This is a genomic window from Nocardioides sp. Z30_9 (assembly GCF_058215735.1).
The window spans coordinates 881587-907325 of sequence record NZ_JBZAJF010000001.1 but is presented as its reverse complement, the minus strand read 5'-3'; the positions used below and the strand labels follow the sequence as shown (position 1 = coordinate 907325).

General features: G+C 70.8%; 26 protein-coding genes. 17 read left to right on the top strand and 9 right to left on the bottom strand.

What is annotated here, in order from left to right:
* The first annotated feature begins 46 nt into the window (after window positions 1–46).
* Window positions 47–1927, top strand: a complete 1881-nt coding sequence (lepA, locus tag AC4BGB_RS04485) for a translation elongation factor 4 (RefSeq protein ID WP_490545104.1) — start codon at window positions 47–49, stop codon at window positions 1925–1927.
* A 4-nt stretch (window positions 1928–1931) separates the two neighbouring features.
* On the opposite strand, the gene AC4BGB_RS04480 is transcribed toward lepA, so the two are convergent.
* Window positions 1932–3770: an MDR family MFS transporter gene (locus tag AC4BGB_RS04480; RefSeq protein WP_490545102.1), complete on the bottom strand. Its 1839-nt coding sequence runs from the start codon at window positions 3768–3770 to the stop codon at window positions 1932–1934.
* A 95-nt stretch (window positions 3771–3865) separates the two neighbouring features.
* Here AC4BGB_RS04480 and AC4BGB_RS04475 point away from each other — a divergent pair, with 95 nt between their 5' ends.
* Window positions 3866–4795: an aminoglycoside phosphotransferase family protein gene (locus tag AC4BGB_RS04475; protein WP_490545101.1), complete on the top strand. Its 930-nt coding sequence runs from the start codon at window positions 3866–3868 to the stop codon at window positions 4793–4795.
* Between the two features lie 31 nt (window positions 4796–4826).
* Window positions 4827–5471 carry an MOSC domain-containing protein gene (locus tag AC4BGB_RS04470; protein ID WP_490545099.1) on the top strand — a complete coding sequence of 215 codons (645 nt, stop codon included), beginning with the start codon at window positions 4827–4829 and terminating at the stop codon, window positions 5469–5471.
* Here AC4BGB_RS04470 and AC4BGB_RS04465 read toward each other — a convergent pair.
* Both AC4BGB_RS04465 and AC4BGB_RS04460 read right to left on the bottom strand, forming a co-directional pair.
* Complete coding sequence (locus AC4BGB_RS04465; protein WP_490545097.1) at window positions 5468–5773, bottom strand: winged helix-turn-helix domain-containing protein; 306 nt, start codon at window positions 5771–5773, stop codon at window positions 5468–5470. The genes AC4BGB_RS04470 and AC4BGB_RS04465 overlap by 4 nt on opposite strands.
* Window positions 5770–6225 carry a hypothetical protein gene (locus AC4BGB_RS04460; RefSeq protein WP_490545095.1) on the bottom strand — a complete coding sequence of 152 codons (456 nt, stop codon included), beginning with the start codon at window positions 6223–6225 and terminating at the stop codon, window positions 5770–5772. Before AC4BGB_RS04460 ends, AC4BGB_RS04465 begins: the two co-directional genes overlap by 4 nt.
* Before the next feature lie 85 nt (window positions 6226–6310).
* Between AC4BGB_RS04460 and AC4BGB_RS04455 the strand changes: the two genes are divergently transcribed.
* Entirely contained in the window at window positions 6311–7285 is a 975-nt protein-coding gene (locus AC4BGB_RS04455; RefSeq protein ID WP_490545093.1) for a sulfotransferase family protein, read from the top strand.
* On the opposite strand, the gene AC4BGB_RS04450 is transcribed toward AC4BGB_RS04455, so the two are convergent.
* Complete coding sequence (locus AC4BGB_RS04450) at window positions 7263–8159, bottom strand: glycoside hydrolase family protein (protein WP_490545091.1); 897 nt, start codon at window positions 8157–8159, stop codon at window positions 7263–7265. The two genes, AC4BGB_RS04455 and AC4BGB_RS04450, sit on opposite strands and share 23 nt — an antisense overlap.
* A 182-nt stretch (window positions 8160–8341) precedes the next feature.
* Between AC4BGB_RS04450 and AC4BGB_RS04445 the strand changes: the two genes are divergently transcribed.
* Complete coding sequence (locus tag AC4BGB_RS04445) at window positions 8342–10171, top strand: AMP-dependent synthetase/ligase (RefSeq protein WP_490545089.1); 1830 nt, start codon at window positions 8342–8344, stop codon at window positions 10169–10171.
* 79 nt (window positions 10172–10250) lie between these two features.
* Here AC4BGB_RS04445 and AC4BGB_RS04440 read toward each other — a convergent pair whose 3' ends face one another.
* Window positions 10251–11213: an SMP-30/gluconolactonase/LRE family protein gene (locus AC4BGB_RS04440; protein ID WP_490545087.1), complete on the bottom strand. Its 963-nt coding sequence runs from the start codon at window positions 11211–11213 to the stop codon at window positions 10251–10253.
* Between the two features lie 99 nt (window positions 11214–11312).
* Here AC4BGB_RS04440 and hemW point away from each other — a divergent pair, with 99 nt between their 5' ends.
* Window positions 11313–12458 carry a radical SAM family heme chaperone HemW gene (gene hemW, locus AC4BGB_RS04435; RefSeq protein ID WP_490545085.1) on the top strand — a complete coding sequence of 382 codons (1146 nt, stop codon included), beginning with the start codon at window positions 11313–11315 and terminating at the stop codon, window positions 12456–12458.
* Window positions 12459–12611: 153 nt separating this feature from the next.
* Here hemW and AC4BGB_RS04430 read toward each other — a convergent pair whose 3' ends face one another.
* Window positions 12612–13472, bottom strand: coding sequence for a DUF3097 domain-containing protein (locus AC4BGB_RS04430; RefSeq protein WP_490545084.1), 861 nt, complete (start codon window positions 13470–13472; stop codon window positions 12612–12614).
* Window positions 13473–13637: 165 nt separating this feature from the next.
* Between AC4BGB_RS04430 and AC4BGB_RS04425 the strand changes: the two genes are divergently transcribed.
* Genes AC4BGB_RS04425 through AC4BGB_RS04415 form a run of 3 tightly spaced genes read left to right on the top strand, consistent with a single transcriptional unit; the run spans window position 13638 to window position 16221 of the window.
* Window positions 13638–14333, top strand: a complete 696-nt coding sequence (locus tag AC4BGB_RS04425) for a PadR family transcriptional regulator (RefSeq protein WP_490545082.1) — start codon at window positions 13638–13640, stop codon at window positions 14331–14333.
* Window positions 14333–14734 carry a DUF1707 SHOCT-like domain-containing protein gene (locus tag AC4BGB_RS04420; RefSeq protein WP_490545079.1) on the top strand — a complete coding sequence of 134 codons (402 nt, stop codon included), beginning with the start codon at window positions 14333–14335 and terminating at the stop codon, window positions 14732–14734. The genes AC4BGB_RS04425 and AC4BGB_RS04420 overlap by 1 nt, the downstream gene beginning before the upstream one ends.
* Window positions 14735–14787: 53 nt before the next feature.
* Window positions 14788–16221 (top strand): short-chain fatty acid transporter, encoded by a 1434-nt coding sequence (locus tag AC4BGB_RS04415; RefSeq protein ID WP_490545077.1) that lies wholly within the window; start codon window positions 14788–14790, stop codon window positions 16219–16221.
* Window positions 16222–16237: 16 nt separating this feature from the next.
* Here the strand turns inward: AC4BGB_RS04415 and AC4BGB_RS04410 are convergent, their stop codons facing one another.
* Window positions 16238–17086, bottom strand: a complete 849-nt coding sequence (locus tag AC4BGB_RS04410) for an MBL fold metallo-hydrolase (protein WP_490545076.1) — start codon at window positions 17084–17086, stop codon at window positions 16238–16240.
* 108 nt (window positions 17087–17194) lie between these two features.
* On the opposite strand from AC4BGB_RS04410, the gene hrcA reads away from it, so the two are divergent.
* The 3 genes from hrcA (at window position 17195) to AC4BGB_RS04395 (ending at window position 20235) form a co-directional block, all read left to right on the top strand.
* Window positions 17195–18217: a heat-inducible transcriptional repressor HrcA gene (gene hrcA / locus AC4BGB_RS04405; protein ID WP_490545074.1), complete on the top strand. Its 1023-nt coding sequence runs from the start codon at window positions 17195–17197 to the stop codon at window positions 18215–18217.
* A gap of 94 nt (window positions 18218–18311) precedes the next feature.
* Entirely contained in the window at window positions 18312–19484 is a 1173-nt protein-coding gene (gene dnaJ, locus AC4BGB_RS04400; protein ID WP_490545072.1) for a molecular chaperone DnaJ, read from the top strand.
* Window positions 19485–19503: 19 nt separating this feature from the next.
* A complete protein-coding gene (locus AC4BGB_RS04395; protein WP_490545070.1) occupies window positions 19504–20235 on the top strand; it encodes a 16S rRNA (uracil(1498)-N(3))-methyltransferase in 732 nt (243 codons plus the stop codon).
* Window positions 20236–20241: 6 nt separating this feature from the next.
* On the opposite strand, the gene AC4BGB_RS04390 is transcribed toward AC4BGB_RS04395, so the two are convergent.
* A complete protein-coding gene (locus AC4BGB_RS04390) occupies window positions 20242–21201 on the bottom strand; it encodes a Gmad2 immunoglobulin-like domain-containing protein (RefSeq protein WP_490545067.1) in 960 nt (319 codons plus the stop codon).
* A complete protein-coding gene (locus AC4BGB_RS04385; RefSeq protein ID WP_490545065.1) occupies window positions 21198–21737 on the bottom strand; it encodes a sigma-70 family RNA polymerase sigma factor in 540 nt (179 codons plus the stop codon). Before AC4BGB_RS04385 ends, AC4BGB_RS04390 begins: the two co-directional genes overlap by 4 nt.
* 141 nt (window positions 21738–21878) lie before the next feature.
* Between AC4BGB_RS04385 and AC4BGB_RS04380 the strand changes: the two genes are divergently transcribed.
* The 5 genes from AC4BGB_RS04380 (at window position 21879) to AC4BGB_RS04360 (ending at window position 25696) form a co-directional block, all read left to right on the top strand.
* On the top strand, window positions 21879–22253 hold the full coding sequence (locus tag AC4BGB_RS04380; RefSeq protein WP_490545063.1) for an HIT domain-containing protein: 375 nt from the start codon (window positions 21879–21881) through the stop codon (window positions 22251–22253).
* A gap of 132 nt (window positions 22254–22385) precedes the next feature.
* Window positions 22386–23441 (top strand): PhoH family protein, encoded by a 1056-nt coding sequence (locus AC4BGB_RS04375; protein WP_490545061.1) that lies wholly within the window; start codon window positions 22386–22388, stop codon window positions 23439–23441.
* Window positions 23442–23448: 7 nt separating this feature from the next.
* On the top strand, window positions 23449–23967 hold the full coding sequence (ybeY, locus tag AC4BGB_RS04370; RefSeq protein WP_490545059.1) for an rRNA maturation RNase YbeY: 519 nt from the start codon (window positions 23449–23451) through the stop codon (window positions 23965–23967).
* Between the two features lie 9 nt (window positions 23968–23976).
* Complete coding sequence (locus AC4BGB_RS04365) at window positions 23977–25314, top strand: hemolysin family protein (RefSeq protein WP_490545057.1); 1338 nt, start codon at window positions 23977–23979, stop codon at window positions 25312–25314.
* A 43-nt stretch (window positions 25315–25357) separates the two neighbouring features.
* Window positions 25358–25696, top strand: a complete 339-nt coding sequence (locus AC4BGB_RS04360) for a cytidine deaminase (protein ID WP_490545055.1) — start codon at window positions 25358–25360, stop codon at window positions 25694–25696.
* Window positions 25697–25739: the final 43 nt, after the last annotated feature.

The following is a 25739-nucleotide window of genomic DNA, read 5'->3' as shown; positions in this document are numbered from 1 at the left end:
GAATGAGGGCGTCCCCTGCTCACCAACGAGAGTCGTCTGTGCCCTAGTGCCCCCGAACAGCGCTGCGCCCGTCCCGGGCAAGACCGACCCCGCGATCATCCGCAACTTCTGCATCATCGCGCACATCGACCACGGCAAGTCCACGCTGGCCGACCGGATGCTGCAGCTGACCGGCGTGGTCAGTGAGCGGGCTGCGCGCGCGCAGTACCTCGACCGGATGGACATCGAGCGCGAGCGCGGCATCACGATCAAGAGCCAGGCGGTCCGGATGCCCTGGACCGTGGCCCCGGACAACGACGCGCTGGCCGAGCCGGGCACCTACGTGCTGAACATGATCGACACCCCCGGCCACGTCGACTTCACCTACGAGGTCTCGCGGTCCCTGGAGGCGTGCGAGGCGGCCGTGCTGCTCGTCGACGCCGCCCAGGGCATCGAGGCGCAGACGCTGGCCAACCTCTACCTCGCCCTGGCTGCGGACCTGCACGTGATCCCGGTGCTCAACAAGATCGACCTGCCCAACGCCCAGCCGGAGAAGTACGCCACGGAGCTGGCCGGCATCATCGGCTGCGAGCCCTCCGACGTGCTGCACGTCTCGGCGAAGACCGGGATGGGTGTGGAGCACCTGCTCAACGAGATCGTCGCCCAGACCCCCGCCCCGGTGGGGGACCCCGACGCCCCGCCGCGCGCGCTGATCTTCGACTCCGTCTACGACACCTACCGCGGCGTGGTCACCTACGTGCGCGTGGTCGACGGCAAGCTGACCCACCGCGACCGGATCAAGATGATGTCCAACGGCGTGGTCCACGAGATGCTCGAGGTCGGGGTGATCAGCCCCGAGCCGGTGAAGGCCGGCGACCTCGGTGTGGGCGAGGTCGGCTACCTGATCACCGGCGTGAAGGACGTGCGCCAGTCCCGGGTCGGTGACACCGTCACCAGCCAGCACCACGGCGCCGAGACGCCCCTCGGCGGCTACAGCCACCCGAACCCGATGGTGTACTCCGGGCTCTACCCGATCGACGGCGACGACTACCCGACGCTGCGTGACGCGCTGGAGCGGCTGCAGCTCAACGACGCCGCGCTCGCCTACGAGCCGGAGACCTCCGGTGCGCTGGGCTTCGGCTTCCGCTGCGGGTTCCTGGGGCTGCTGCACATGGAGATCGTGCGCGAGCGGCTCGAGCGTGAGTTCAACCTCGACCTGATCTCCACCGCGCCGAACGTCGTCTACACCGTGGTGATGGAGGACGGCAGCGAGCAGCTGGTGACCAACCCGAGCGAGTACCCCAACGCCGGCAAGATCGAGAAGGTCCTCGAGCCGGTGGTCAAGGCCACGATCCTGAGCCCGAGCGACTACATCGGCGTGATCATGGAGCTGTGCCAGTCCAAGCGCGGGCAGCTCGAGGGGATGGACTACCTCTCCGAGGACCGGGTCGAGATGCGCTACACGCTGCCGATGGGCGAGATCGTGTTCGACTTCTTCGACCAGCTGAAGTCGAAGACCAAGGGCTACGCCTCCCTGGACTACGAACCCACCGGGCAGCAGGCCGCCGACCTGGTCAAGGTCGACATCCTGCTCCAGGGCGAGACCGTCGACGCGTTCAGCGCGATCGTGCACCGCGACGCGGCGTACAGCTACGGCGTGATGCTCGCGGGCAAGCTCCGCGAGCTGATCCCGCGCCAGCAGTTCGAGGTGCCGATCCAGGCTGCGATCGGGGCTCGGGTGATCGCGCGCGAGACCATCCGCGCGATCCGCAAGGACGTGCTCGCCAAGTGCTACGGCGGTGACATCACCCGCAAGCGCAAGCTCCTGGAGAAGCAGAAGGAGGGCAAGAAGCGGATGAAGATGGTGGGCCGCGTCGAGGTCCCTCAGGAAGCCTTCATCGCAGCCCTCTCCACCAGCGGTGCGCCCGGGGACAAGCCCAAGAAGTAGCGCCTCAGATCGGGGGCTCGGCAGCGGCTTCTGCCGCCGCTTCCTCCTCGGCTGCCGCGGTCCTGGCCGAGGTCTTGCGCAGCGTGATCGGGGGCAGCAGCAGCAGGATCAGGAACCCGACGGCCATCATCAGGCCGCCACCGAGGAGCACCGTGCCCATCGAGTCGGCGAAGCCGACCTTGAACGGGTGCGCGATCACCGGGCTCATGTCGTTGATGATCGAGGTGTCGTTCTGGATCCGGGCGAACACGCCGCCGCCGCCCTGGGACTTGCCGCTCAGGCCGGCCAGCACCTCGTCGTTCAGGGGCGTGTGCGGGACCTGGCCCGCGGCCGCGGCCCGCTGGATCTCCGGCGCCGCCGACTTGAACGCATCCTGCACGTTGGTGCCCAGGGTGCTGAACAGCAGGGAGAGGAAGACCGCGACGCCCAGGGTGCCGCCGAGCTGACGGAAGAAGGTCGCGGAGCTCGTCGCGACCCCGATCTCGCGGGGGGGCACGGCGTTCTGCACGATGATCGTCAGCGGCTGCATGCACTGGCCGAGCCCGAGCCCGAGCACGAGCATCCCGGCCATCACCCACACCAGGCTGGTGTCGGCTCCCACGAAGGACAGGGCGATCATCGACGCGGCGGCGATGGCGGAACCGAAGATCGGGAAGATCCGGATCCGGCCGGTGCGCGACGTCACCTGGCCGACGGCCACGCCGGCGGTCATCATCCCGATGACCATCGGGAGCATCATCAGCCCGGCTTCCTCGGGGGAGGCTCCGTGCACGATCTGCATGTACTGCGGCAGCACCGTGATCGCCCCGAACATCCCGGCGCCCACGATCACGCTGGAGCCGATCACCACGGCCGCGGCCCGCAGCCGGAAGATCCGCAGGGGGATCAGTGCGTCGTTGTGCATCAGCCGCTCCGCGCCCACGAAGGCGGCTGCGCCGATCAGGCCCACGACGTAGCACCCGATCGAGCGCGGGGAGCCCCATCCCCAGGTCCGGCCCTGCTCGGCGACGGTGAGCAGCGGGACCAGCGCGACCACGAGGCACACGGCGCCCCACCAGTCGATGCGGGCCTTGCGCCGCACCTGGTTCAGGTGCAGGTTGCGCGTCACCACGAAGAGCGCCGCGATGCCGATCGGGACGTTCACCAGGAAGACCCAGCGCCACCCGGTGATCCCGAGGATCGAGGCCTGCCCGGCGAACTGGCCGCCGAGGACCGGGCCGAGCACGCTCGAGGTGGCGAAGACGGCCATGAAGTAGCCGGTGTACTTCGCGCGCTCCCGCGGCGAGACGATGTCGCCAATGATCGCCAGCACCAGGGTGAACAGGCCGCCGGCACCGAGGCCCTGCAGGGCACGCAGTGCAGCCAGCTGGTACATCGAATCAGCGAACGAGCATGCCGCCGAGCCCAGCACGAACACGCTGATCGCGAACAGGAACAGCTTCTTGCGCCCGTAGATGTCGCCGAGCTTTCCGTAGATCGGGGTGGTGATCGTCGAGGTGATCAGGTAGGCCGTGGTCACCCAGGCCTGGGCCGAGTAGTCGTTCAGGTCGTCGGCGATGGTGCGGATCGAGGTGGCGACGATCGACTGGTCCAGCGCTGCGAGGAACATCCCGAGCAGCAGCCCGGAGAGGATGGTGAGGATCTGGGCGTGGGTGAACTCACCGGGTGCGTCCCCGGTCGCCTCCCCGCCCTGGCCCGGCTTCCGGGCCCCGGGTTCCTCCGGCGGTCCTGCCGGTGGCTGCTGCCGTGCCTGCTCCGGGGCCGACTCCGGGGCCCGCCCGTCGGCCTGTGCCTGGCTTCTGGGGTCGACCGAGCCGTCCCCGTTGGGTGTGGTGGAGGTCACCTGACCATCCTCTCCCTCAACCGGTTGCCGGAGATGGTTGTGGCGCACAAGCGTCTGGGCGGGCGGTGGGATCCGGGTGGTGGGATCATCGGTCCGTGAAGGCGTCACAGCTGCCCGACGGGGTGCTCGGCATGGCCCGGCGGGGACCGGAGTGGGCCGCCTGGGTGGACCGGCTGCCCGGCCTGCTCACCACGGTGGTGGAGGAGTGGCAGCTGACCCCCGACGGCCTGATGATGCACGGCTTCGTCGCGCTCGTCGTACCGGTGCGCACGGCGGGCGGACGGGCCGCCGTCCTCAAGATCAGCTTCGCCGACGAGGAGACCCGGCACGAGCACCTGGCGCTACAGCACTGGGGCGGCCGGGGTGCGGTGAAGCTGCTGCGCGCTGACCCGCACCGGCGCGCGATGCTGCTCGAGCGCCTGCACCAGGAGCGGCTCGACCAGCTGTGGGACCTCGAGGCGTGCGAGGTCGTCGCAGGTCTCTACCGCCTGCTGCACGTGCCTGCGCTGCCGCAGCTGCGCACGCTCACGTCGTACGCCGCCCGGGTGGCCGACTCGCTGGGGCAGCTGCCGCGCAACGCCCCGCTGCCGCGACGGCTCGTCGAGCAGGCCATTTCCTTGTCGCGCGACTTCGCCTCCGACCCCGCCACCACCGGGACGATGGTGCACGGGGACCTGCACTACGAGAACGTGATGGCCTCGGACCGGGAGCCCTGGCTGGCGATCGACCCCAAGCCGGTGAACGGGGACCCGCACTACGAGCCGGCGCCGATGCTGTGGAACAGGTTCGAGGAGCTCTCCGCGCCCACCGCCGTGGGGACCGTGCGGGACGGGATCAGGATGCGGTTCCACGCCCTGGTCGACCACGCCGAGCTCGACGAGCAGCGCGCCCGGGACTGGGTCGTCGTACGCATGCTCGCCAACGCCTGCGACCGGCTCCAGGACCCTCCCGAGGCGCAACGGCAGATCGGCACCGAGGACTACCTGACGATGTGCATCGCGGTGGCGAAGGCCGTTCAGGACTGAGCCCCTGCGCCGGACTGACACACTTGCCCGCATGGCACAGGTGATCTCCGTCAACGTCGGCAGGGTGCGCGAGGCCGCTTGGGCCGGCATCGGCCGCACCGCGATGGACAAGCAGCCGGTGCACGGACCGGTGGCGGTGCACCGGCTCGGGCTGGAGGGTGACCAGGTCGGTGACACCAAGTACCACGGTGGCGTGGACCAGGCGGTCTACGCCTTCGCCCGCGAGGACCTCGACTGGTGGCAGCAGGAGCTCGGCCAGGAGATCCGCGACGGCCAGTTCGCCGAGAACCTCACCACCCGCGGACTCGACGTCAACGAGTCCGAGGTGGGGGAGCGCTGGCGCATCGGCACCGCCACGTTCGAGGTGGCGATGGTGAGGATCCCGTGCAACGACTTCAAGAGCTGGCAGGACCTCAGCGGCTACGACAGCCGGGCCTGGGTGAAGCGGTTCGCCCAGCGGGCGCGTCCCGGCCCCTACCTGCGCGTGGTCCAGGAGGGCGAGATCCAGGCTGGGGACGACCTCGAGGTCGTGCACCAGCCCGGTCACGGGGTGACCGTCTCGATGATGTTCCGGGCGCTGACCAGCGAGCGGTTCCTGCTCCCTGAGCTGCGCAAGGTCGACAACCTCGCCCGAGAGGCCCGGTCCAGGCTCGAGGCCTTCGTGGAATCGTTCTAACCGCGCTCGTCCGGAACGGTCTCGCCGACGATCGCCCGCAGCGCCGACACGTGCTTGCGGAACGCGGCGCTGCCCTGCCGGGTGATCCGGTAGGACGTCACGCCACCGCGTCCGCGCGACTTGGTCACCGTGACGTAGCCGGCGGCCTCGAGCGCGGACATCTGCTTGGACAGGTCGGAGTCGCTCACCGAGAGGTGCTCGCGCAGGAACCCGAAGTCGGTGGAGGTCGTGGTGGCGAGCACCGACATGATCGCCAGCCGCTTGGGCGCGTGGATGACCGGGTCCAGGTCGGCGAAGCTCATCCCAGCCGGGCCCGCGTGGCCGTGGCCGCGCGCTGGTAGGCGACCTCGTAGGCCTGAAGCCCACCGGTGGCCAGCACGAAGCAGATCGCCACGGCTGCCGCTGCCGGGAGTGTGGCCACGGACAGGGCCACCGCGGTGACGACCACGGCGAGACCCACGAAGTACGCCGTGGTGGCGGATCGGAACTCGCGTGGGGCACGACGCAGCGAAGGCCACGTGCCCCGCTTGCGTCGGTACCAGCCGAAGAAGGCCCCCTCGAGGCCCACGAGCACGATCACCGCCGCGACGAACCACGGGTTGCGCCACAGGTACAGGTAGGTGGCGAGCATCGCGGTCCACCACAGTCCCCCAGCGAGCGGGAACCAGGGGGTCCGTGGGTACTCGAGCCACGGTAGGGCGGCCGCCCGCTCCTGCTCGTGCAGCTGGGTGGCGGGGTCGAGGGGAGTTTCCATGATGGAAAGTATGCAGTGAACTTTCCAGGGTGGCAAGTACTTCTGGGGCATCGCCCAATCGCCACAATGTCGATAGACTTATGCGATGAGTTGTCCGCCTGACTTCTTCCTGATCGGTGCCCCCAAGGCAGGGACGAGCGCGCTGCACTCGGCCCTGGCGGCGCACCCGGGCCTGTTCATGAGTCCGGTCAAGGAGCCGAAGTACTACATGTGCGGCGACTCCCCGCCGCCGGCGTACAAGGGTCCGGGCGACGCGCACAGCAACCAGGAGTGGATCTGGCAGCGGCAGCGCTACCTCGACCTCTTCGACGCGGCACCCCCCGGCATGCTGCGCGGGGAGAGCACGCCGTTCTACCTCTACAACCGCGACGCCCGCCGACGGATCGCGGCGGACCGTCCGGACGCGAAGCTGATCGCCGTGCTGCGCGACCCGGTGGACCGCGCGTACTCCAACTGGATGCACCTGTGGATGGACGGACTGGAGCCGGAGTCCGACGTGGTGGAGGCCGTCGCGCGCGAGCCGCAGCGTGTGGAGGCCGGGTGGGCGCCGTTCTGGCACTACTCCCGGCTGGGGATGTACGGCCGTCAGCTGGCGGACCTCTACGACCACTTCCCACGGCGACAGGTGCTGCTGCTGCGCTACCGCGAGCTCGTCGACGAGCCCGACCAGACGCTGAACCGGGTCTTCGGCTTCCTCGGCGTCGACGGGGCGGAGGTCGACTCGATCCCCTCGGACAACTCGCGGGTCTTCGTTCGCGACGGCGTCCGGGCCCGCACCGTGGGGCCGGTGATCCGTGCGGGGGCGGCCGTGGGGCAGTTCCTGCCGCCGCAGGTCTGGCGCACGGTGAGCAAGCCGCTGATCAGCCAGCTGCACAAGGGCGGCGACCCGTCCCGGCCGCGGCTCACGCCCGAGCAGCGCGAGCGGCTGCTCGCCCCGCACCTCGAGGACATCGCGGTCCTCGAGCAGATCACCGGGGAGTCGTTCGAGCAGTGGCGGACCTACCGCGACGGCGGCTCGTTCCACACCAGGCGCACGGTCACGCAGGACTCAGCGTCGTGACCAGGTCGTGCGCGCCGTCGGGGCGGGCGAGCTCGAAGTAGAACCGCGTGCTCCCGTCGGGCTGGGGCACGGCGCAGGCGTAGCGCAGGGCGCCGTCGGAGTCCGGTGAGCGCAGCACCGGCGCCTCCGGGTCGGCCTGGAGCAGGCCGGTGGCGTCGGCGCGGGCGACCGACGTCGTCTCGTGCCAGTTGTCCTCGGCGGTGGGGCGGCCGTCGTACAGCACCACGAGCGGGTCGTGGCTGAGCACGGTGGTCACCCGGGCGCCGCGGGAGTCCCACGCGCCAGGGCGCGGGGCGAGCACGGTGCCGTGACGAGTCCACTCCAGCCCGTCGGTGCTGGTGAGGTACGACGTGGACATGCGGTCCTCGTGCCCGGGGTCGGTGAGCGGGTGCTCGCACAGCCACATCTCCCACTTCCCCTCGTGCAGGGTGATCACGGGGTCCTTGACCGCCACCTGCGCACTCCCGGGCAGCACCACCGTGCGACGGCCGGAAGGCAGGTCCTCGGGCCGGTCCGCGTCCAGGGCCTCGATCCACCAGTGCTTGCTGCCCGGGGCCGCGCAGGAGAGGTAGAGCCGCCAGCCGCCGTCGGGGCGCCGCAGCACCACCGGGCGCTCGAAGGACTCCGCGCCGAAGTCGTCGCGGTAGACCTCGCAGACCGGCTCGAAGGTGAGCCCGTCGGTGGACCGCGCCACCACCGTGGCGACCCCGCGGCCCTGGGGCAGGGGGCGCCGCAATCGGTAGGTGAGATAGGTGACCCCGTCAACCAGTACTGCCGAGGCGGCGCCGGCCCAGTTGCCGGGGCCCGATCCCGGTGCGGGTACGACGACGCGGGGATCGTCCAGCGTGGGAAGGGGGACCGCGACGAGTTCCATCGGTTTAGTCTACTAAAAGAGTCGAATTTAAGGGGGTCGCCGGGACGCGGTTCGGGGCGGAGTTTTTTGGCGCGACCGAGTGCCTGTGGGGGGTGCGGACTTGACCTGTGATCTAGGTTACTCACAAGTCACCCACCCGTGGTCCGCTCGGCGGGCCTGTTCAGCCACCCCAGGAGCACCCCATGTCGCCCGTCGCAACTGACACGTCGTTCATCGAGAACCGGTCGCCGAACGTGGCCGCCCAGTTCCGTGAACGCGTTGCCAAGACCCCCGACCTGGTGGCCTACAGCCGCCCCGGCGCCGAGGGGGAGCCCTGGCCGTCGTACACCTGGAAGGAGACCCAGGACGCGGTCGACCGGATCGCCGCAGGCCTGCTCTCACTGGGTCTCGAGCCGCAGCAGCGGGTCGGGATCGCCTCCAACACCCGGGTGGAGTGGATCTTCGCCGACCTCGCGATCATGTGTGCGGGGGGTGCGACGACCACCGTGTACCCCACGACCCACGCCGAGGACGTCTCCTACATCCTCGCCGACTCCGAGTGCCGCGTGGTCTTCGCCGAGGACGCCAGTCAGGTCGAGAAGCTCACGAAGTACAAGTCCGAGCTGCCGCACCTGTCCAAGGTCGTCCTCATCGACGGCGAGGGCGACGGTGACTGGGTGATCAGCCTCGAGGAGCTGAGCGTGCTGGGTGACGCCCACCTCGCGGCGAACGCCGATGCGGTGGAGAACGCGACGGCGGCCATCGAGCCGGAGCACCTCGCCACGTTGATCTACACCTCCGGCACGACCGGCAAGCCCAAGGGCGTTCGCCTGCGGCACTCCTCGTGGACCTACGAGGGTGCGGCGATCCAGGCCCAGCAGATCCTCGACGAGAGCGACGTGCAGTTCCTGTGGCTGCCGATGGCGCACTCCTTCGGCAAGGTGCTGCTCTCCACCCAGCTCGCCTGTGGCTTCGCCACGGCGGTGGACGGCCGCGTCGACAAGATCATCGAGAACCTCGCGGTCGTCAAGCCGACCTTCATGGGTGCGGCGCCGCGGATCTTCGAGAAGGCGCACGCGCGCATCGTCACGATGCAGGCCGCCGAGGGCGGCGCCAAGGAGAAGATCTTCCTCAAGGCGTTCGAGGTCGGTCGCAAGGTGGACGCGCTCAAGCGGGACGGCAAGTCGGTCCCGCTGCCGCTGAAGGTGCAGCACGCACTCTTCGACCGGCTGGTGTTCTCCAAGATCCGCGACCGCTTCGGTGGACGCGTCCGGTTCTTCATCTCCGGCGCCGCTGCGCTCAACCAGGACATCGCTGAGTGGTTCCACGCCGCGGGCATCCTGATCCTGGAGGGCTACGGCCTCACCGAGACCTCGGCCGGCGCGTTCGTCAACCACCCCGACTCCTACAAGTTCGGCACCGTCGGCTCGGTCTTCCCCGGCAGCCGGGTCCGTCTCGGCGAGGGCGACGAGATCCAGATCAACGGCCCCAACGTGATGGACGGCTACCACAACCTCCCCGACGAGACCGCGAAGACGCTCACCGAGGACGGCTGGCTGCGCACCGGTGACAAGGGATCGCTCGACTCCGAGGGGTTCTTGACGATCACCGGCCGGATCAAGGAGCTGTTCAAGACCTCCGGCGGCAAGTACATCGCGCCGCCGGCGATCGAGGCGAAGTTCAAGGCCGTGTGCCCCTACGCCAGCCAGTTCATGGTGTTCGGCAACGACCGCAACTACTGCGTCGCGCTGGTCACCCTCGACCCCGACGCCGCGGCCGACTGGGCCAAGGAGAACGGCCTCGGCGGGAAGTCCTACGCGGAGATCGTCGCCGCCCCGAAGACCCGCGAGATGGTCCAGGGGTACGTCGACACGCTCAACTCCCAGCTCAACCGGTGGGAGACGGTCAAGAAGTTCCAGCTGCTCGACCACGACCTCTCGGTCGAGTCCGGTGAGCTGACCCCCTCGATGAAGGTCAAGCGCAACGTCGTCGAGAGCAACTACGCCGCGGAGATCGACAAGCTCTACACCTGAGCAGTCGCTCGCCGATCGGATCGCTCTGTGCCCGGTCCCAGCCGACGCTGGGGCCGGGCACGGTCGCGTCCGGGGGAGCTCAGCGCCCCAGCCGGGTGATCCAGTACGGCGTCGTCGGTGTCTCCGGCGTCCCGAACCTGGCGTTGGGCAGGTAGAGCCGGTTGCGGTACCGGGCGATGGTGGTGGGGACGTCGAAGTCGCCGGAGGTGCGGGTCCGGACCAGCCGGGCGGCCTTCCCGCGCTTGCCGAGCTCGAGCACCGCGACCTTGTTGAGCCGGTTCTGGACGACGTACAGGGTGCGGCCGCGGCGCAGCATGCCGTCGCCGTTGGTCAGGGTGGCCGACCCCAGGGCCACCCGGGTGGCGACGCCGGTGCGGGGGTTCACGCGGAACAGGTAGCCGGTGGGCGACTGCACCACCAGCAGGGCGCGGCCGTCGGGGGTGGTGCTGATCCCGTTGGCGTTGATCACCCCGGGCTGCTGCTGCCAGGCGCCGCGCAGCGCGACGGTGCGCACCGCTGCCTGGGAGGGCTGGCCGTTGCGCGGGGTCACCCGGTAGAGCACCGCCCGGGAGGAGTCGGTGAACCAGGCGGACCTCCCGCGCAGCACGACGTCGTTGACGAAGGACTCGCCGCTCGCCAGGTCGATCTGCGCCAGCACGCGTCCCGTGCGGGCGCTGACCACCTTGGCGTCACCGTCGTCGCCGCCGGCGACCCAGAGCCTGCCGCGGCCGTCGAGCTTGAGGCCGACCGCGGGGGTGCCGTCGCCCCTGCTGATCACCCGGCCCTTCCCCGTGCGCAGGTTCGCGGCGTAGATGCTGCCGTCGGCGCGGGAGCCGAGGTAGGCCGTGGGGCCGCCGCGGATGGTGATGCCCTCGGGCTGGAACCCGGCGGGGAGGTTGATCCGCGTGGGTGCCGGTCGCGCCGAGTCGGCCTGGGCCGGGGCGGCGGTGAGCCCGACCGTGAGGCCGGTGGCGACAAGGCCGGTCGCCAGGCCGCTGGTCAGGGCCGGGGTGAGGGTGCGGGCTAGGCGTCCGAGAGTCATCTGGGGATCCCTTCGACTTTTCGTCACGCTACCTCCGTCGGTGCGGCCCCGTCACGGCTCGTTTTCTCTCCGGGTGGCAGCCGGTGTGACACTGGGGCGGTGTCTCCCCAAGCTCCACCCGGCGTGCCGTTCGGTGTCTACGTGCACGTGCCGTTCTGCGCGGTCCGGTGCGGCTACTGCGACTTCAACACATACACCGCGACCGAGCTCGGCGGGGGCGGGTCGCAGGCGGCGTACGCCGGGCACGCGGTCGCGGAGGTGGAGTACGCCGGGCGCGTGCTCGGGCCGGACCGGCCGCCCGTGGAGACGGTGTTCTTCGGAGGCGGCACCCCGACGCTGCTCCCGGCCGCCGACCTGGTCGCCGTCCTGGGCGCGATCGACGCGACCTTCGGGCTGGTGCCCGGAGCCGAGGTGACCACCGAGGCGAACCCCGACAGCGTCACCCCCGAGAGCCTCGCCGCCCTGCGTGCGGGCGGGTTCAACCGGATCTCCTTCGGGATGCAGTCGGCGGTGCCGCACGTGCTGCGGGTGCTCGAGCGCACCCACGACCCGGCCAACGTCGCCCGCGCGGTGGCGTGGGCGCGCGAGGCGGGGTTCGAGCAGGTCAGCCTCGACCTGATCTACGGCACGCCGGGGGAGTCGGTCGCGGACTGGCAGCGCTCGGTGGACGCTGCGCTGGCCTGTGGGCCCGACCACGTCTCGGCGTACTCCCTGATCGTCGAGGACGGCACCCGCCTCGCGCGGCAGGTGCGCACCGGCGCGATCCCCTCGCCCGACGACGACGACCTGGCGCAGAAGTACGTCCTGGCCGACGAGGCGTTCGGCGCCGCGGGCCTGGAGTGGTACGAGGTGTCCAACTGGGCCCGCAGCGAGGCCGCGCGGTGCCGGCACAACGAGCTCTACTGGACCAGCGCGAGCTGGTGGGGAATCGGCCCGGGCGCGCACTCCCACGTCGGCGGCGAGCGCTGGTGGAACGTCAAGCACCCCAGCGCCTACGCCGCCCGGATCGCCGCGGGGGAGTCCCCGGCCCTCGACGGTGAGCTGCTCGACGAGGACACCCGTCACCTGGAGCGGGTGCTCCTCGAGGTGCGCCTGCGCGACGGCCTCCCCCTCGATCTCGTCGACCGCTCCCGCGCCGAGACCGTGGTGGAGGACGGGCTCGCCGTACTCGGAGGGGAGCGGCTCGTCCTCACCCGCCGCGGCCGCCTCCTCGCCGACGCCGTGGTCCGCGACCTCGTCGACTAGTTCCCCGACGTACCTGGGAGCGCCCCTCCTCTCGCAGACGCGCGGACAGAAGTACCGGTCGAGCGGCCCGGCTGAGCGTGAAGCGGTGCGCGATTCCGAACTTGTGTCCGCGCGTGTGCGAGATCTGGGCCGGGACCCAGTCGACGGCAGGGATCAGGTGCCGGGCTGGGTGACGAAGTCGATGAGCTCCTCGACGCGGCCGAGCAGGGCGGGGTCCAGGTCCTGGAAGCCGCGTACGCCGCCGAGGATGTGCTTCCAGGCGCGGGCGATGTCGGCCTGCTCGCGGTGCGGCCAGCCGAAGCTCTGGCACACGCCGTGCTTCCACTCCACGTTGCGCGGGATCTGCGGCCAGGCCTTCTTGCCCAGGCGCTCGGGCTTGACCGCGGCCCAGATGTCGATGAACGGGTGGCCGACGATCAGCACGTGCTTGCCCACGGCCGACTTGCGCACCGACGCGGCGATCCGGCTCTCCTTGGAGCCGGGCACGAGGTGGTCCACGAGTACGCCGACCCGCCGCTCGGGACCGGGGCCGAAGTCGCGCAGCTTCTCGCCGAGGTCGTCGATGCCCTCGAGGTACTCCACGACGACGCCCTCGATCCTCAGGTCGTCGCCCCACACCTTCTCCACGAGCTCGGCGTCGTGGCGCCCCTCGACGAAGATCCGGCTGCCGCGGGCGACCCGGGCCTTGACGCCCTGCACCGCCACCGAGCCCGACGCCGTCCGGGTCGGGGCCTCGGGTCCCTTGCGGGTCGGCGGGACCAGGATCACCGGGCGTCCCTCCAGCAGGAAACCGGTCCCGAGCGGGAACGTGCGGCGCTTGCGTCGCCGGTCCTCGATCGTGACCGTGCCGAGGTCGCGCTCGACCTTGACGATCTCGCCGCACCAGTCGGTGGTCACCTCCTCGACCACGAGTCCGAGGTCGGCATCGATCTCGACGGCCCGGCCCTTCTTCGGCGTACGCCAGTCGGTGGCGAGGACGTCGGAGCCGTAGCGGTCGTGCGGGGAAGGAGTCACCGGGAAACGCTACGACGGGGAGCAGGGCGAACGGCGGATGGCACGCCCGAATTGTGGGCCTTGCCTCACGAACACTCGCGATATATCGTCAACATATCGAGACAGTGTCGTTGTCACCCGAGGAGCACCACCGGGACCGGCACGCCGACGAAAGGAGCTCTCGACATGGGACACCCGATGTGGACACCAGACTTCGAACCGACCCGGCGCCAGCGCGGCGGGCGTGGAGGCGGCCGGCACGGCGCGCACGGCGGCTGGGGCGGGCCCTGGGCCGGCCCGATGGGCGGACCGCCGCCCTGGGTCGCGCAGATGTTCGGCCCCGGCTTCGGAGGTGACTTCTCCGGAGGACGCGGCGGCGGCCGCGGCCGCCCCCGGGTACGCCGCGGCGACGTCCGTTCCGCGATCCTCGACGTGCTGCACACCTCGAACGAGCCGGTGAACGGCTACCAGGTGATTCAGCAGATCGCCGAGCGCACCGACGGGGTGTGGAAGCCGAGCCCCGGCTCGGTCTACCCGACCATCGCCCAGCTCGAGGACGAGGGCCTCGTCGAGGACGCGCCCACCGGCCGCAAGGCGATCCGGCTCACCGCCGAGGGCACGGCGTACGTCGAGGCGCACCCCGAGGAGATGGCAGCGGTCTGGGCACCGTTCGTGACCGAGGCCGACGACGAGGAGGCCGTGAACTTCAAGCAGGTGATCGGCCAGACCGTCGGCGCTATCGTGCAGGTGGCGACCACCGGCACGCCGGACCAGCGCGAGAAGGCGATCGAGATCCTCGGCGACACCCGCAGGCGGCTCTACGGCCTGCTCGCCGAGGGCCCTGACGGAACCGAGCCGGACGACGCCTTCGAGGAGGAGTGATGGACACGCTGCGGATCGGCGACGCGGAACGTGCGGAGGCCGTCGGACTCCTGGGCGACCAGTACTCCGAGGGCCGGCTGACCAAGGACGAGTTCGACGAACGCAGCGATGCCGTGTGGTCGGCGCGAACGCGGGGCGACCTCGTCCCGCTCTTCGCCGACCTGCCGGTGCGCTCGTCCTCGATGGCGCCAGCGGGAACGGCGGGCGCCGTCACCTCGGCCACCCGGGCATGGCGACGCCCGCCGTTCCCACTGGCGCCGGTGCTGTTCGTGCTGATCGCCCTGACCGTGCTCACCCACCTCCCGATCGTGCTGGTCGGGCTGCTGATCTGGTTCGTGCTCTCGCGCCGGTTCGGCATCGCGACCCCGTCGTGGAGCAGGTGCCGAACGAGCAGGCACTAGCCGCGGAGCGATCCCGGGCCTAGGTTGATCCCATCCTTTCGGGAAGGGACGCCATGGCGACCACCTCATCGACCGCAGAGGTCCAGGAACGCGGACTGGCGCGGTTCGCACAGCGACTCGCCGGGTGGACCGAGAAGTGGTTCCCCGACGCCTACGTCTTCGCCCTCGGCGGCGTCGTGGTGGTGACCCTCGCCGCGCTCGTCAACGGCTCCAGCCCCAAGGTGGTGGCGGAGTCCTTCGGCGGCGGCTTCTGGGGCCTGGCCGAGTTCACCCTGCAGATGGCGATGGTCGTGCTGAGCGGCTACATCGTCGCGACCTCCCCGCCGGCGGCGAAGGCGATCGTGCGGATCGCGCGGGTGCCGTCCACGCCGCGGGGAGCGGTCGCCTTCGTCTCGCTGATCTCGTGCACGGTCTCCATGCTCAACTGGGGGCTGAGCCTCGTCTTCTGTGGGCTCCTCGCCCGGGCCATCGCGCGGCGAGACGACCTCACGGTGGACTACCGGGCGATAGGCGCGGCGGCGTACATGGGACTCGGCGCGGTCTGGGCGCTGGGGCTCTCCTCCTCCGCGGCGCAGCTCCAGGCCACCGCGTCATCGCTGCCTCCCGACCTGCTCAAGATCACCGGCGTGCTCGACTTCGGCGACACGATCCTCACCTGGCAGTCGCTGACCATGGCCGGCATCCTGATCGTGCTCACCGTGGTGATCGCGTGGCTCTCCGCGCCGCAGGGCGGGGCGATCAAGACCGCCGACGACCTCGGCGTCGACCTCGACGACACCGTCGACCCGCCCCCGCCGAGCACCCGCCCGGGGGAGTGGCTGGAGCGGTCGATGATCCTGCCGCTGTTCATCGGGGCCCTGGCGCTGCTGTGGCTGGTCTACCAGCTCCTGGACAACCCGTTCCTGAGCGTGATCAGCAGCCTGGACACCTACCTGCTCGTCTTCGTCGTGCTCGGGCTGGTGCTGCACGGCACCCCGCGGGGCTTCCTGGACGCGACCGCGAAGGCGGTGCCCACCACGGCGGGCGTCCTGGTGCAGTACCCCCTCTACGCCGCGATGGCCGCGGTCCTCACCGGCGCCGCGGGACGTGGCGGGCTCTCGGTCTCCGAGCACCTCGCCGACCTGTTCACCGACCTCGGCGGCGGTGGCGGGTTCGCGATCGTGATCGCCATCTACACCGCGATCCTGGGGATCCTGGTGCCCTCCGGTGGGGGCAAGTGGCTGGTCGAGGCGCCGTACGTGATGCAGTCGGCCACCGACGTGGGGATGAACCTCGGCTGGACCGTGCAGATCTACAACGCGGCCGAGGCCCTGCCCAACCTGGTCAACCCGTTCTTCATGCTGCCGCTGCTGGCGGTCCTGGGGCTGCGCGCCCGCGACCTGATCGGGTTCACGTTCGTGCAGTTCCTCTTCCACCTGCCGGTGGTGCTCCTGCTGCTGTGGCTCCTCGGGATGACCTTCGAGTTCGTGCCCCCGAAGGTGCCCTGACGCCGCCGGCGGCCACTCAGATCAGCGGCAGCCGCTTCGCGTCGCGGGGCAGCTGCTCGAAGGCACGTCGTACGGCTTCGCCCAGCCGCTCGCTCGGGTAGGGCCAGGCCGCTGCCTCCAGTGCGTCGCGCAGCGGTACGCCGCGCCCGGCGAGGTCGCGGATGGTCTCGGCGACCACGCCGATCGCCGAGCGCTGCTCCTCCACGAACTCCTTGTCGACCGGTGCGCCGTGCCCGGGCACGACCACGGTGGCCGGCCCGATCAGCTGCAGCACGAGGTCGAGGGAGAGCGGCCACTCCAGCGGGAAGCAGTCCTCGCCGTACGACGGCATGTCGGACTCCTCGACGAGGTCGCCGGCCAGCAGCACGTCCCCGTCGTCGATGCGTACGACGAGGTCCCCGGCGGTGTGCCCGCGTCCGGGGTGCACCAGCTCGACCGAGCGGTCGCCGAGGTCGATCGCGGCGACCGAGGAGAACGTCGTGTCGGCCGGGACGATCGGCGTCTCGAGCACCTCGGCGGCGCGGTCGTCGCCGGCCTCGCGAAGCTGCTCCTTGGCCCGCTCGCCGGTGGCCACGGTGGTCTGGGCGGTCGACTCGTGGGCGGTGATCGGCACCGCGCCCCAGGCCTCTCGGAAGGCGCTGTTGCCGAAGGTGTGGTCGAAGTGGTCGTGGGTGTTCACGATCCCGACCACCGGACGCGAGGAGAGTCGCCGCAGGTCGGCGATCACCTCGCCCGCGGCCCTGCTCGAGGCGTGCGTGTCCACGACGAGGAGGCCCGCCTCGCCCTCGACGACGGTGACGTTCACGTCGTACCACTCGTAGCGCGCCACCCAGATCCGCTGGCCAATCTCCGTGAAGTCCGACACGAACGAGACCCTACGTTTGCCTAGTAGGATTGGCACTCCGGCGCGACGAGTGCTAGACCGGTCGACACGGGTCAGGGACAGCGCCGGACAGGACACTGGAGGAGCGACATGCAGGACGACCGCAGGCTTGCCGTGCTCCGGGCGATCGTCGAGGACTACGTCTCGACCCGGGAGCCGGTCGGCAGCAAGGCACTCGTGGAGCGGCACCAGCTCGGCGTCTCACCGGCCACCGTGCGCAACGACATGGCCACCCTCGAGGAGGAGGGGCTGATCGCCCAGCCGCACACCAGCGCGGGCCGGATCCCCACCGACAAGGGCTACCGGTTCTTCGTGGACCGGCTGACCCAGATCAAGCCGATGTCGGCGGCCGAGCGCCGCGCGATCTCGACGTTCCTCGAGGGCGCCTACGACCTCGACGACGTGATCCAGCGCTCCGTGCGGGTGCTCGCCCAGCTGACCCGGCAGATCGCGATCGTGCAGTACCCCTCGCTGGCCCGGTCCACCGTGCGGCACGTCGAGCTCGTCGCGCTGACCCCGTCCCGGCTGCTGGCCGTGCTGATCCTGTCCACCGGCCGGGTCGAGCAGCGGGTCGTGGAGCTGCCCGTCGAGCTCGAGACCGACGCCCTCGCAGACCTCCGCTCCCGGGTGCTGCTCGCGTGCGTGGGCAAGTCGATCGCCGATGCCTCCAACGCCCTCGGCGCGCTCACCGACCAGACCGACCACCTCGACCGCACGCACGTGGCGGTGATCACCACCGCCCTGGTCGAGGCGATGTCCAGCGAGCGGCAGACCGAGCGGGTGGTGGTCGGTGGGACCGCGAACCTCGCCCGCTTCGGGGAGAGCTTCGACCAGTCGATCAAGCCGATGCTCGAGGCGCTCGAGGAGCACGTCGTGCTGCTCAAGCTGCTCGGCGAGGCGACCTCCTCGGACTCCCTGACCGTGCGGATCGGGCACGAGGGGCCCTTCCAGGAGCTCTCGGGGACTTCTGTGGTCGCCACGGGCTACGGTCCAGGGGAGGAGCCCGTGGGCTCGCTCGGCATCGTGGGGCCGACCCGGATGGACTACCCGGGCTCGATGGCCGCCGTACGCGCGGTTGCCCGCTACGTCTCCACCCTCCTCGACCAGGCCTGACCAGCGCCTGCCGCAGACCAGCACCACCCGCAAGTGACCCAAGATTCCGCCCAGAGATTCCGCCCAGAGATTCCGCCCAGCCGAAAGATGACACGTGAGCCAGGACCCCTACGAGATCCTCGGCGTCTCCCGGGACGCCGAGGCCGACGAGATCAAGAAGGCCTACCGGCGTCTTGCCCGTCAGCTCCACCCCGACGTCAACCCCGACCCGGAGACCCAGGAGCGGTTCAAGGAGGTGTCGGCCGCCTACGAGGTGCTCGCCGACCCCGAGAAGCGCCGGATGTACGACCTCGGTGGTGACCCCTTCGGTCGCGGCGGCGGCGGTCCCGGCCAGGGTGCCGGGTTCTCCTTCACCGACATCATGGACGCCTTCTTCGGCGGCCAGGCCGGTGGCGCGGCCGGAGGACAGGGCCGTGGCCCGCGTCCGCGGATGCGCCGCGGGCAGGACGCCCTGGTCCGGATCGAGATCGAGCTCGCCGAGGCGGCGTTCGGCGTCACCCGCGACCTCAAGGTGGACACGGCCGTGCTGTGCACGGTGTGCGAGGGCAGCGGAGCTGCGCCCGGCTCCAAGCCGGTGACCTGTGAGACCTGCCACGGCCGCGGCGAGGTCCAGCAGGTGCAGCGCTCCTTCCTCGGCGAGATCCGCACCGTGCGACCCTGTGCCGCCTGCCGGGGCTTCGGCGAGATCATCCCCGAGCCGTGCCGCGAGTGCTCCGGGGACGGCCGGGTCCGCTCGCGCCGCTCGATCACCGTGAAGATCCCCCCGGGCGTCGACACCGGCACCCGTGTCCAGCTCGCCCAGCAGGGCGAGGTCGGCCCCGGCGGTGGTCCCGCCGGCGACCTCTACGTCGAGATCCAGGTGGTGCCGCACCCGGTGTTCACCCGCGACGGCACCGACCTGCGCTGCCGCGTGACGGTGCCGATGACCGCCGCGGCACTCGGTACGACGATCCAGCTGCCCCTGCTCGAGGCCGACGTGGCCGAGGGCGACTCCGACATGGAGCTGTGGGTGGACCTCGAGGTCCGGCCCGGGACCCAGTCCGGCACCGAGACGGTGCTGCGCGGGCGCGGCGTCCCGCACCTGCGCTCCCAGGTCCGCGGTGACGTGGTGGTCACGGTCGACGTGGAGACCCCCGGTCGTCTCGACGAACAGCAGGAGGAGCTGCTGCGCGAGCTGGCCCGGCTCCGGCACGAGGAGACGCCCGACGGGCAGCTCCACTCGCCGCACAAGTCGGTGTTCGGGCGCCTGAAGAACGCCTTCAAGTGAGCCCCGTCCGGGTCGCCCGGTGACGCTGCCGGTCTTCCTCGGACCCGTCACGGGGACGGCCTCGGGGGACTCCGTGGTCCTCGAGGGCGACGAGGCCCGGCATGCCGTCGTGGTGCGCCGGATCCGGGTGGGGGAGCAGGTCGTGCTCACCGACGGCCGCGGCACCGCCGCCACGTGCGTGGTGGAGGCGACCTCGAAGTCGTCGATGACGGCCACGGTCACCTCGGTGTCCCTGGCGCCGGCGCCGGTGCCCCACGTGACCGTGGTGCAGGCGATCCCCAAGGGCGAGCGGGCCGAGCTCGCCGTCGAGGTGCTCACCGAGGTGGGCGTCGACCGGATCGTTCCGTGGGCCGCGGCCCGATCGGTCGGCGTGTGGCGCGGCGAGCGGGCCCAGAAGTCGCTGGCCAAGTGGCGTTCGGCCGCCCGCGAGTCCGGCAAGCAGTCGCGGCGGTCCTGGCTGCCCGAGGTCACCGAGATGGCCACGACGGCCGAGGTCGCCGCCCTCGTGGACGCCGCCGGCCTGGCAGTGGTGCTCCACGAGGCGGCGTCGGCCCCGCTCTCGGCGCTCTCCCTGGAGGGCGTGGAGTCCATCGTGGTGGTGGTCGGCCCCGAGGGCGGGATCAGCGACGAGGAGCTCGAGGTCCTCGGCGCGGCTCACGTCGTACGCCTGGGGGAGTCGGTGCTGCGGACCTCCACCGCCGGGCTCGCCGCCGTGGCCGCGCTGCTCTCCCGGACCTCCCGCTGGTCCTGAGACCCCTTACTCGACGGTGATCTCCTTGGTGTCCTGGCTGACGCCGACCCCCTCACCGTCGGACTCGTCGGTGTCGCGCACCACCAGTGTGTAGTCGCCGGGCTCGGCGGTCACCGTGAACTCGTACGGTGAGAGCGTGCAGCACTCCTTCGCGGTGGCGAAGCCGGTGCGGACGACCCGGTCGCCCTGCCTGAGCTCCCAGACCACGTTGGCCTCGAAGGCCGATGCCTGGCCGGTGACCTCGAACTCGGTGCCCACCGTGGCGCCCTGCGTCGGCGTGGCGATCGAGACCGGGGCCAGCATGGTGTCGGCACCGGTGGGCTGCAGGGGCTCGAGGGTGTCGACCCCGAAGAGGTCCCCGGGGCTCCCGTCCACCGTGATCAGCACGGGCAGCTTGGTGCCGGTCGCGTCCTGGGCGGTGCGGACGAGCGCCTCGACGAGCCGCTCGGGGTCGGCCGGCATCGCGACGGTGGCGGCTGCCGGGAATGCGAGGTCGATGGTGATCCGGTCGCTGCCGAGGCTGGCCGTGGGCGTCACCGGAAACCGCCACGCGGTGTAGTCGGGATCCAGGGGACGCCCCGAGATCGTCTGCTCCACCGCGGCCTGCAGCTCCGAGTCGGCACCGTCGGGGAGTGCGTGCGTCTCCTTGAACAGTCGCGGGCCCGCCGCCGTCGCGCCGAGGTAGTAGGCGGGCACCTCGACGTCGGTCGGCGCAGGATCCGCCTCGGCAGTGCCCGGCGACGCTGCCGGGGCCGAGGGGTCGCGCTGTGCCAGCCAGGAGGTCCCGCCGATCACCAGCACGGTCGCCACGGCGGCCGCCACCGTGACCGGCAGCCAGCCGCGGGCCGCCGAGGGCCGCTTCACGCGGGCACGGATGTCGTCGCTGGTGCCGGTGGGGTGCACGTCGGAGACGGCGTCGCCGAGCAGCGCGCGCATTTCCGGCTCGTCGTTGTTCGGAGTGGTCATGAGGTCTCCTCGAGGAAGGCTGAGAGGTGGAGACGCAGGGCGGCTGCCCCACGCGATGCGTGGCTCTTCACGGCCCCGGCGCTGATGCCCAGGGTCTCGGCGATCTCCCGCTCGGAGAGGTCGAGGTAGTAGCGCAGCGCGAGCACCTCACGCTGCCGGCGCGGCAGCCGCGCCATCGCCTCCAGCACCGCCTGGCGGCGTACGGCGTGCAGCGCGTCGTGGTCCGCCCCGGGATGATCGCGGTCGGGCGAGAGCGACTCGGCGGGGTGCCGCGAGACCACCGCGAGGTGGCGCAGCACCGAGCGCGACCGGTTGACCACCGCCTGACGCAGGTACGCCGGCGCGTCGTCGGGCATCGCGGCGGAGCCGGATCGTTGCGACCGCTGGTACATCGCCACGAACGTGTCCTGCACCACCTCCTCGGCGCGGCCCGCGTCGCGGAGCAGCAGCACGGCGAGCCGCACGAGTCGGACGTAGTGCTCGTCGTAGAGCCGCTCCAGGGCCGCGTCGGCCCACGGATCTGCGTGGATGGGCACCCCCTGGGTTGGGCCGGGCTGCTGCGCCGGCAAGACGATGGTCACGCTAGTGGGACGCGGGGGTGGATGGATCGGTTTACCCGCCGACCCGGCAAATCGGGCGAGATCGATCCCGGGCGCCCGATCGGGCATGCTGGGGCGATGAGCACAGATGGTGTGACCGAGGACAACCCGGCCGAGGACTGCCTGTTCTGCAAGATCGTGGCCGGCGAGATCGAGGCGGACGTGGTGCACGAGACGCCCACTACCGTGGCGTTCCGGGACCTGAGCCCTCAGGCGCCGACCCACGTGCTGGTGATCCCGCGCAGCCACTACCCGAACGCCGCGGCGCTCGCGGCGGGGGAGCCCACGACCGCGGCGGACCTGTTGGCCGCAGCCGGGGCGATCGCGCAGAGCGAGGGGCTCGGGGACGGGTACCGGCTGGTGTTCAACACCGGGCCCGCGGCGAACCAGACCGTGTTCCACGTGCACATGCACCTCATCGGCGGCCGCACCATGGGCTGGCCCCCCGGCTGAGCGGGCCTGATCCGGGCCGATCCGGGCTGGGTGTTGCCCACGATCCACAACCCGGGTGCGCCCCGTGCGCGGGCTGCGTAGCATTGACCCGTCAGTACTTCCGAACGAAGGGCCGCCCCCCACCGGGCATCCATGTCTGAGACCAGCAAGGCCGACACAGTCGGCACCGGCACGCAACCCGCCTCCGGTCCCGGAGGCCCCGACGAGACCCAGCACCTCGTGGTGGTGCCCACCAGCATCAACATGGTCTCGCTCCTGGGCCCCGCCGACGAGCACCTCGCCTCGATGGAGAAGGCCTTCGAAGCCGACCTCCACGTGCGCGGCAACGAGATCACGCTGCGCGGCGCGCCCTCGGAGATCGCGCTCGCCGAGCGGATGCTCGACGAGCTCGTCACGATCATCCGCACCGGGCAGGGAATGACCACCGAGACGGTCGAGCGGGTGATCACGATGCTGCGCGCCGAGACCTCCGAGCGTCCCGCCGACGTGCTCTCCCTCAACATCTTGTCCAACCGCGGCCGGACGATCCGCCCCAAGACGCTGAACCAGAAGCGCTACGTCGACGCGATCGACAAGAACACGATCGTGTTCGGGATCGGCCCCGCGGGCACCGGCAAGACCTACCTCGCGATGGCCAAGGCCGTGCAGGCGCTCCAGGCCAAGAAGGTCAACCGGATCATCCTGACCCGCCCGGCCGTGGAGGCAGGGGAGCGCCTCGGGTTCCTGCCCGGCACGCTGAGCGAGAAGATCGACCCCTACCTGCGCCCGCTGTACGACGCGCTGCACGACATGCTCGACCCGGAGACCGTCCCCAAGCTCCTCGCGGCCGGGACGATCGAGGTCGCGCCGCTGGCCTACATGCGCGGACGCACGCTCAACGACGCGTTCATCATCCTCGACGAGGCGCAGAACACCTCGCCGGAGCAGATGAAGATGTTCCTGACCCGGCTCGGGTTCGGGTCCAAGATCGTGGTCACCGGTGACGTCACCCAGGTCGACCTCCCCTCGGGCATCCGGAGCGGGCTGCGAGTCGTCGAGGACATCCTCGGCGGCATCGAGGACGTCTCGTTCAACCGCCTCACGGCCCACGACGTCGTCAGGCACCGCCTGGTCGGGCAGATCGTCGCGGCGTACGAGGCCCACGACGAGCGCCGTCCTGACGGCCGCCGCGACCACGAACGCCGGTGAGCGGACGATGACCATCGAGGTCCTCAACGAGTCCGGCGTCGAGATCGACGAGCTCCGGACCCAGCGGCTGGCCCGGTTCGTGATGGACCGGATGCGCGTGCACCCGCTCGCCGAGCTGTGCGTCACCGCGGTCGACCGGGACACGATCTCCCAGCTCAACGAGAAGTGGATGGAGAAGGAAGGCCCCACCGACGTGCTCGCGTTCCCGATGGACGAGCTGCGTCCCGGGATGGTCAACGAGGAGCCCGAGGAGGGCGTGCTCGGTGACCTGGTGCTGTGCCCCAGCATCGCGGCCGAGCAGGCCCGGACCGCTGGACACTCCACGGTCGAGGAGCTCGACCTGCTCACCGTGCACGGGATCCTGCACCTGCTCGGCTACGACCACGCGGAGCCCGAGGAGCACCGGGAGATGTTCGGCCTCCAGGCCCAGCTCCTCCAGGAGTGGCTGGCCCGGGAAGCCGAGGGGGCCGCGGCGTCCGACGTACCTGATGTGCCCGACCCCGGCTCCGACCCCGACCAGGGCTGAGGCCCAGAGATGAGTGGAGACAGTCCGGGCCTGATCGTGGTGGTCGTGGGCCTCGTCCTGCTGGCCGGAGTCATCACCAGTGTCGAGGCCGCGTTGTCGGGGTTCTCCCGGGCCCGCGCCCTCGAGCTCGAGCAGGAGCAGCGCCCCGGCGCCCGCCAGCTGCTGCGGATGCTCGAGGACGCGCCGCGCTACCTCAACGCGGTCCTCGTGGTCCGGCTGCTGACCGAGACCTCGGCGGTCGTGCTCGCCACCGCGGTGGTGCTCGACCTGCTCGGCCCCGGCCGGTGGACCTCGGTGCTCGTCGCGATCGGGGTGATGTTCCTGGTCCTGTTCGTGCTGATCGGCGTGGGACCGCGCACGGTCGGGCGGCAGCGCAGCGAGGCCATCGCCCTGGCCTCGGCCGGCCTGGTGGTCGCGGTGGGCCGGGTCCTGGGCCCGCTGCCCCGGCTGCTGATCCTGCTGGGCAACGCGCTGACCCCGGGCAAGGGATTCTCCGAGGGGCCGTTCTCCTCGGAGGTCGAGCTGCGCGAGATGGTCGACCTGGCCGAGGCGTCCAGCCTGATCGAGTCGGGCGAGAGCAAGATGATCCACTCGGTCTTCGAGCTCGGCGACACCTTCGTGCGCGAGGTGATGGTGCCCCGCACCGACGTGGTCTACATCGAGAGCGGCAAGACCCTGCGCCAGGCGATGTCGCTGTTCCTGCGCAGCGGCTTCTCCCGCGTCCCTGTCGTGGGGGAGGACCTCGACGACATCCTCGGGTTCGTCTACCTCAAGGACGTGAGCAAGCGCGTCTTCGACCGGCAGGCCGCCCAGACGACCGAGCACGTCGAGTCGATGATGCGCCCGGTCTTCCACGTCCCCGACTCCAAGCCGGTCGACGACCTGCTGCGCGAGATGCAGGCCCAACGGCGCCACATCGCCGTGGTCGTCGACGAGTACGGCGGCACGGCGGGCATCGTGACCATCGAGGACATCCTCGAGGAGATCGTCGGCGAGATCACCGACGAGTTCGACGCCGAGGCGGAGTCCGTCGAGGAGCTCGAGGACGGCTCGCGCCGGGTCCCGGCGCGGTTCCCCGTGGACGACCTCGACGAGATCCTCGGCATCTCGATCGACGACGACGAGGTCGACTCCGTGGGCGGCCTGATGGGCAAGCACCTCGGCAAGGTCCCGATCCCCGGCTCCACCGTCGAGGTGGCCGGGCTCCGGTTCACCGCCGAGGAGGCCAAGGGCCGGCGCAACCGGGTCGGGACGGTGCTGATCACGCCGCTGGCGAAATCCACGGCCCTCACCGGCCCGGCCGACCACGAGTCCGAGCGCGGCTCCCACGCCCGCGCACAGCGCTGAGGCCCGCGGCCACCGCTCCGGCGAGGGCCATAGACTCAGCGACGTGATCTCGCTGCCTCCCGAGGACAACAAGCTGGTCGTGCTGGCCCGGGCGACCCGGGCCCGCGTGGGTGCTGCCGAGGGCGCCGCACTGCGTGACCTCGACGGTCGCACCTACGCCGCCGCCACCGTCGACCTCCCCTCCCTGCAGGTCTCCGCCGTTGGCGTCGCGGTGTCGATGGCCGTGGCCAGCGGCGCCAGGGGCGCGGAAGCGGTCGTGGTGCTCACCGAGACCGGGATCAGCGAGGCGGATCTCGACGTCGTCCGCGACTTCGCCGGCCCTGGGACCCCGGTCCACCGGGGGACCCCTGCGGGCCGGGTCGAGGAAACTCGCTGGTCCTGATTTTGGGGATCCTGAGAGGATCCTTAAGCAACGACGCGATTCG

Excerpts from the sequence above, each read along its gene's own strand:
- AC4BGB_RS04460 (WP_490545095.1), bottom strand. The coding sequence starts at position 6,225 with ATGGAAACTCCCCTCGACCCCGCCACCCAGCTGCACGAGCAGGAGCGG.
- AC4BGB_RS04450 (WP_490545091.1), bottom strand. The coding sequence starts at position 8,159 with ATGGAACTCGTCGCGGTCCCCCTTCCCACGCTGGACGATCCCCGCGTC.
- hrcA (WP_490545074.1), top strand. The coding sequence starts at position 17,195 with ATGCAGGACGACCGCAGGCTTGCCGTGCTCCGGGCGATCGTCGAGGAC.
- AC4BGB_RS04390 (WP_490545067.1), bottom strand. The coding sequence starts at position 21,201 with ATGACCACTCCGAACAACGACGAGCCGGAAATGCGCGCGCTGCTCGGC.
- AC4BGB_RS04440 (WP_490545087.1), bottom strand. The coding sequence starts at position 11,213 with ATGACTCTCGGACGCCTAGCCCGCACCCTCACCCCGGCCCTGACCAGC.
- AC4BGB_RS04415 (WP_490545077.1), top strand. The coding sequence starts at position 14,788 with ATGGCGACCACCTCATCGACCGCAGAGGTCCAGGAACGCGGACTGGCG.
- AC4BGB_RS04470 (WP_490545099.1), top strand. The coding sequence starts at position 4,827 with ATGGCACAGGTGATCTCCGTCAACGTCGGCAGGGTGCGCGAGGCCGCT.
- AC4BGB_RS04380 (WP_490545063.1), top strand. The coding sequence starts at position 21,879 with ATGAGCACAGATGGTGTGACCGAGGACAACCCGGCCGAGGACTGCCTG.
- AC4BGB_RS04455 (WP_490545093.1), top strand. The coding sequence starts at position 6,311 with ATGAGTTGTCCGCCTGACTTCTTCCTGATCGGTGCCCCCAAGGCAGGG.
- AC4BGB_RS04465 (WP_490545097.1), bottom strand. The coding sequence starts at position 5,773 with ATGAGCTTCGCCGACCTGGACCCGGTCATCCACGCGCCCAAGCGGCTG.
- ybeY (WP_490545059.1), top strand. The coding sequence starts at position 23,449 with ATGACCATCGAGGTCCTCAACGAGTCCGGCGTCGAGATCGACGAGCTC.
- AC4BGB_RS04375 (WP_490545061.1), top strand. The coding sequence starts at position 22,386 with ATGTCTGAGACCAGCAAGGCCGACACAGTCGGCACCGGCACGCAACCC.
- AC4BGB_RS04420 (WP_490545079.1), top strand. The coding sequence starts at position 14,333 with ATGGACACGCTGCGGATCGGCGACGCGGAACGTGCGGAGGCCGTCGGA.
- AC4BGB_RS04445 (WP_490545089.1), top strand. The coding sequence starts at position 8,342 with ATGTCGCCCGTCGCAACTGACACGTCGTTCATCGAGAACCGGTCGCCG.
- AC4BGB_RS04365 (WP_490545057.1), top strand. The coding sequence starts at position 23,977 with ATGAGTGGAGACAGTCCGGGCCTGATCGTGGTGGTCGTGGGCCTCGTC.
- AC4BGB_RS04425 (WP_490545082.1), top strand. The coding sequence starts at position 13,638 with ATGGGACACCCGATGTGGACACCAGACTTCGAACCGACCCGGCGCCAG.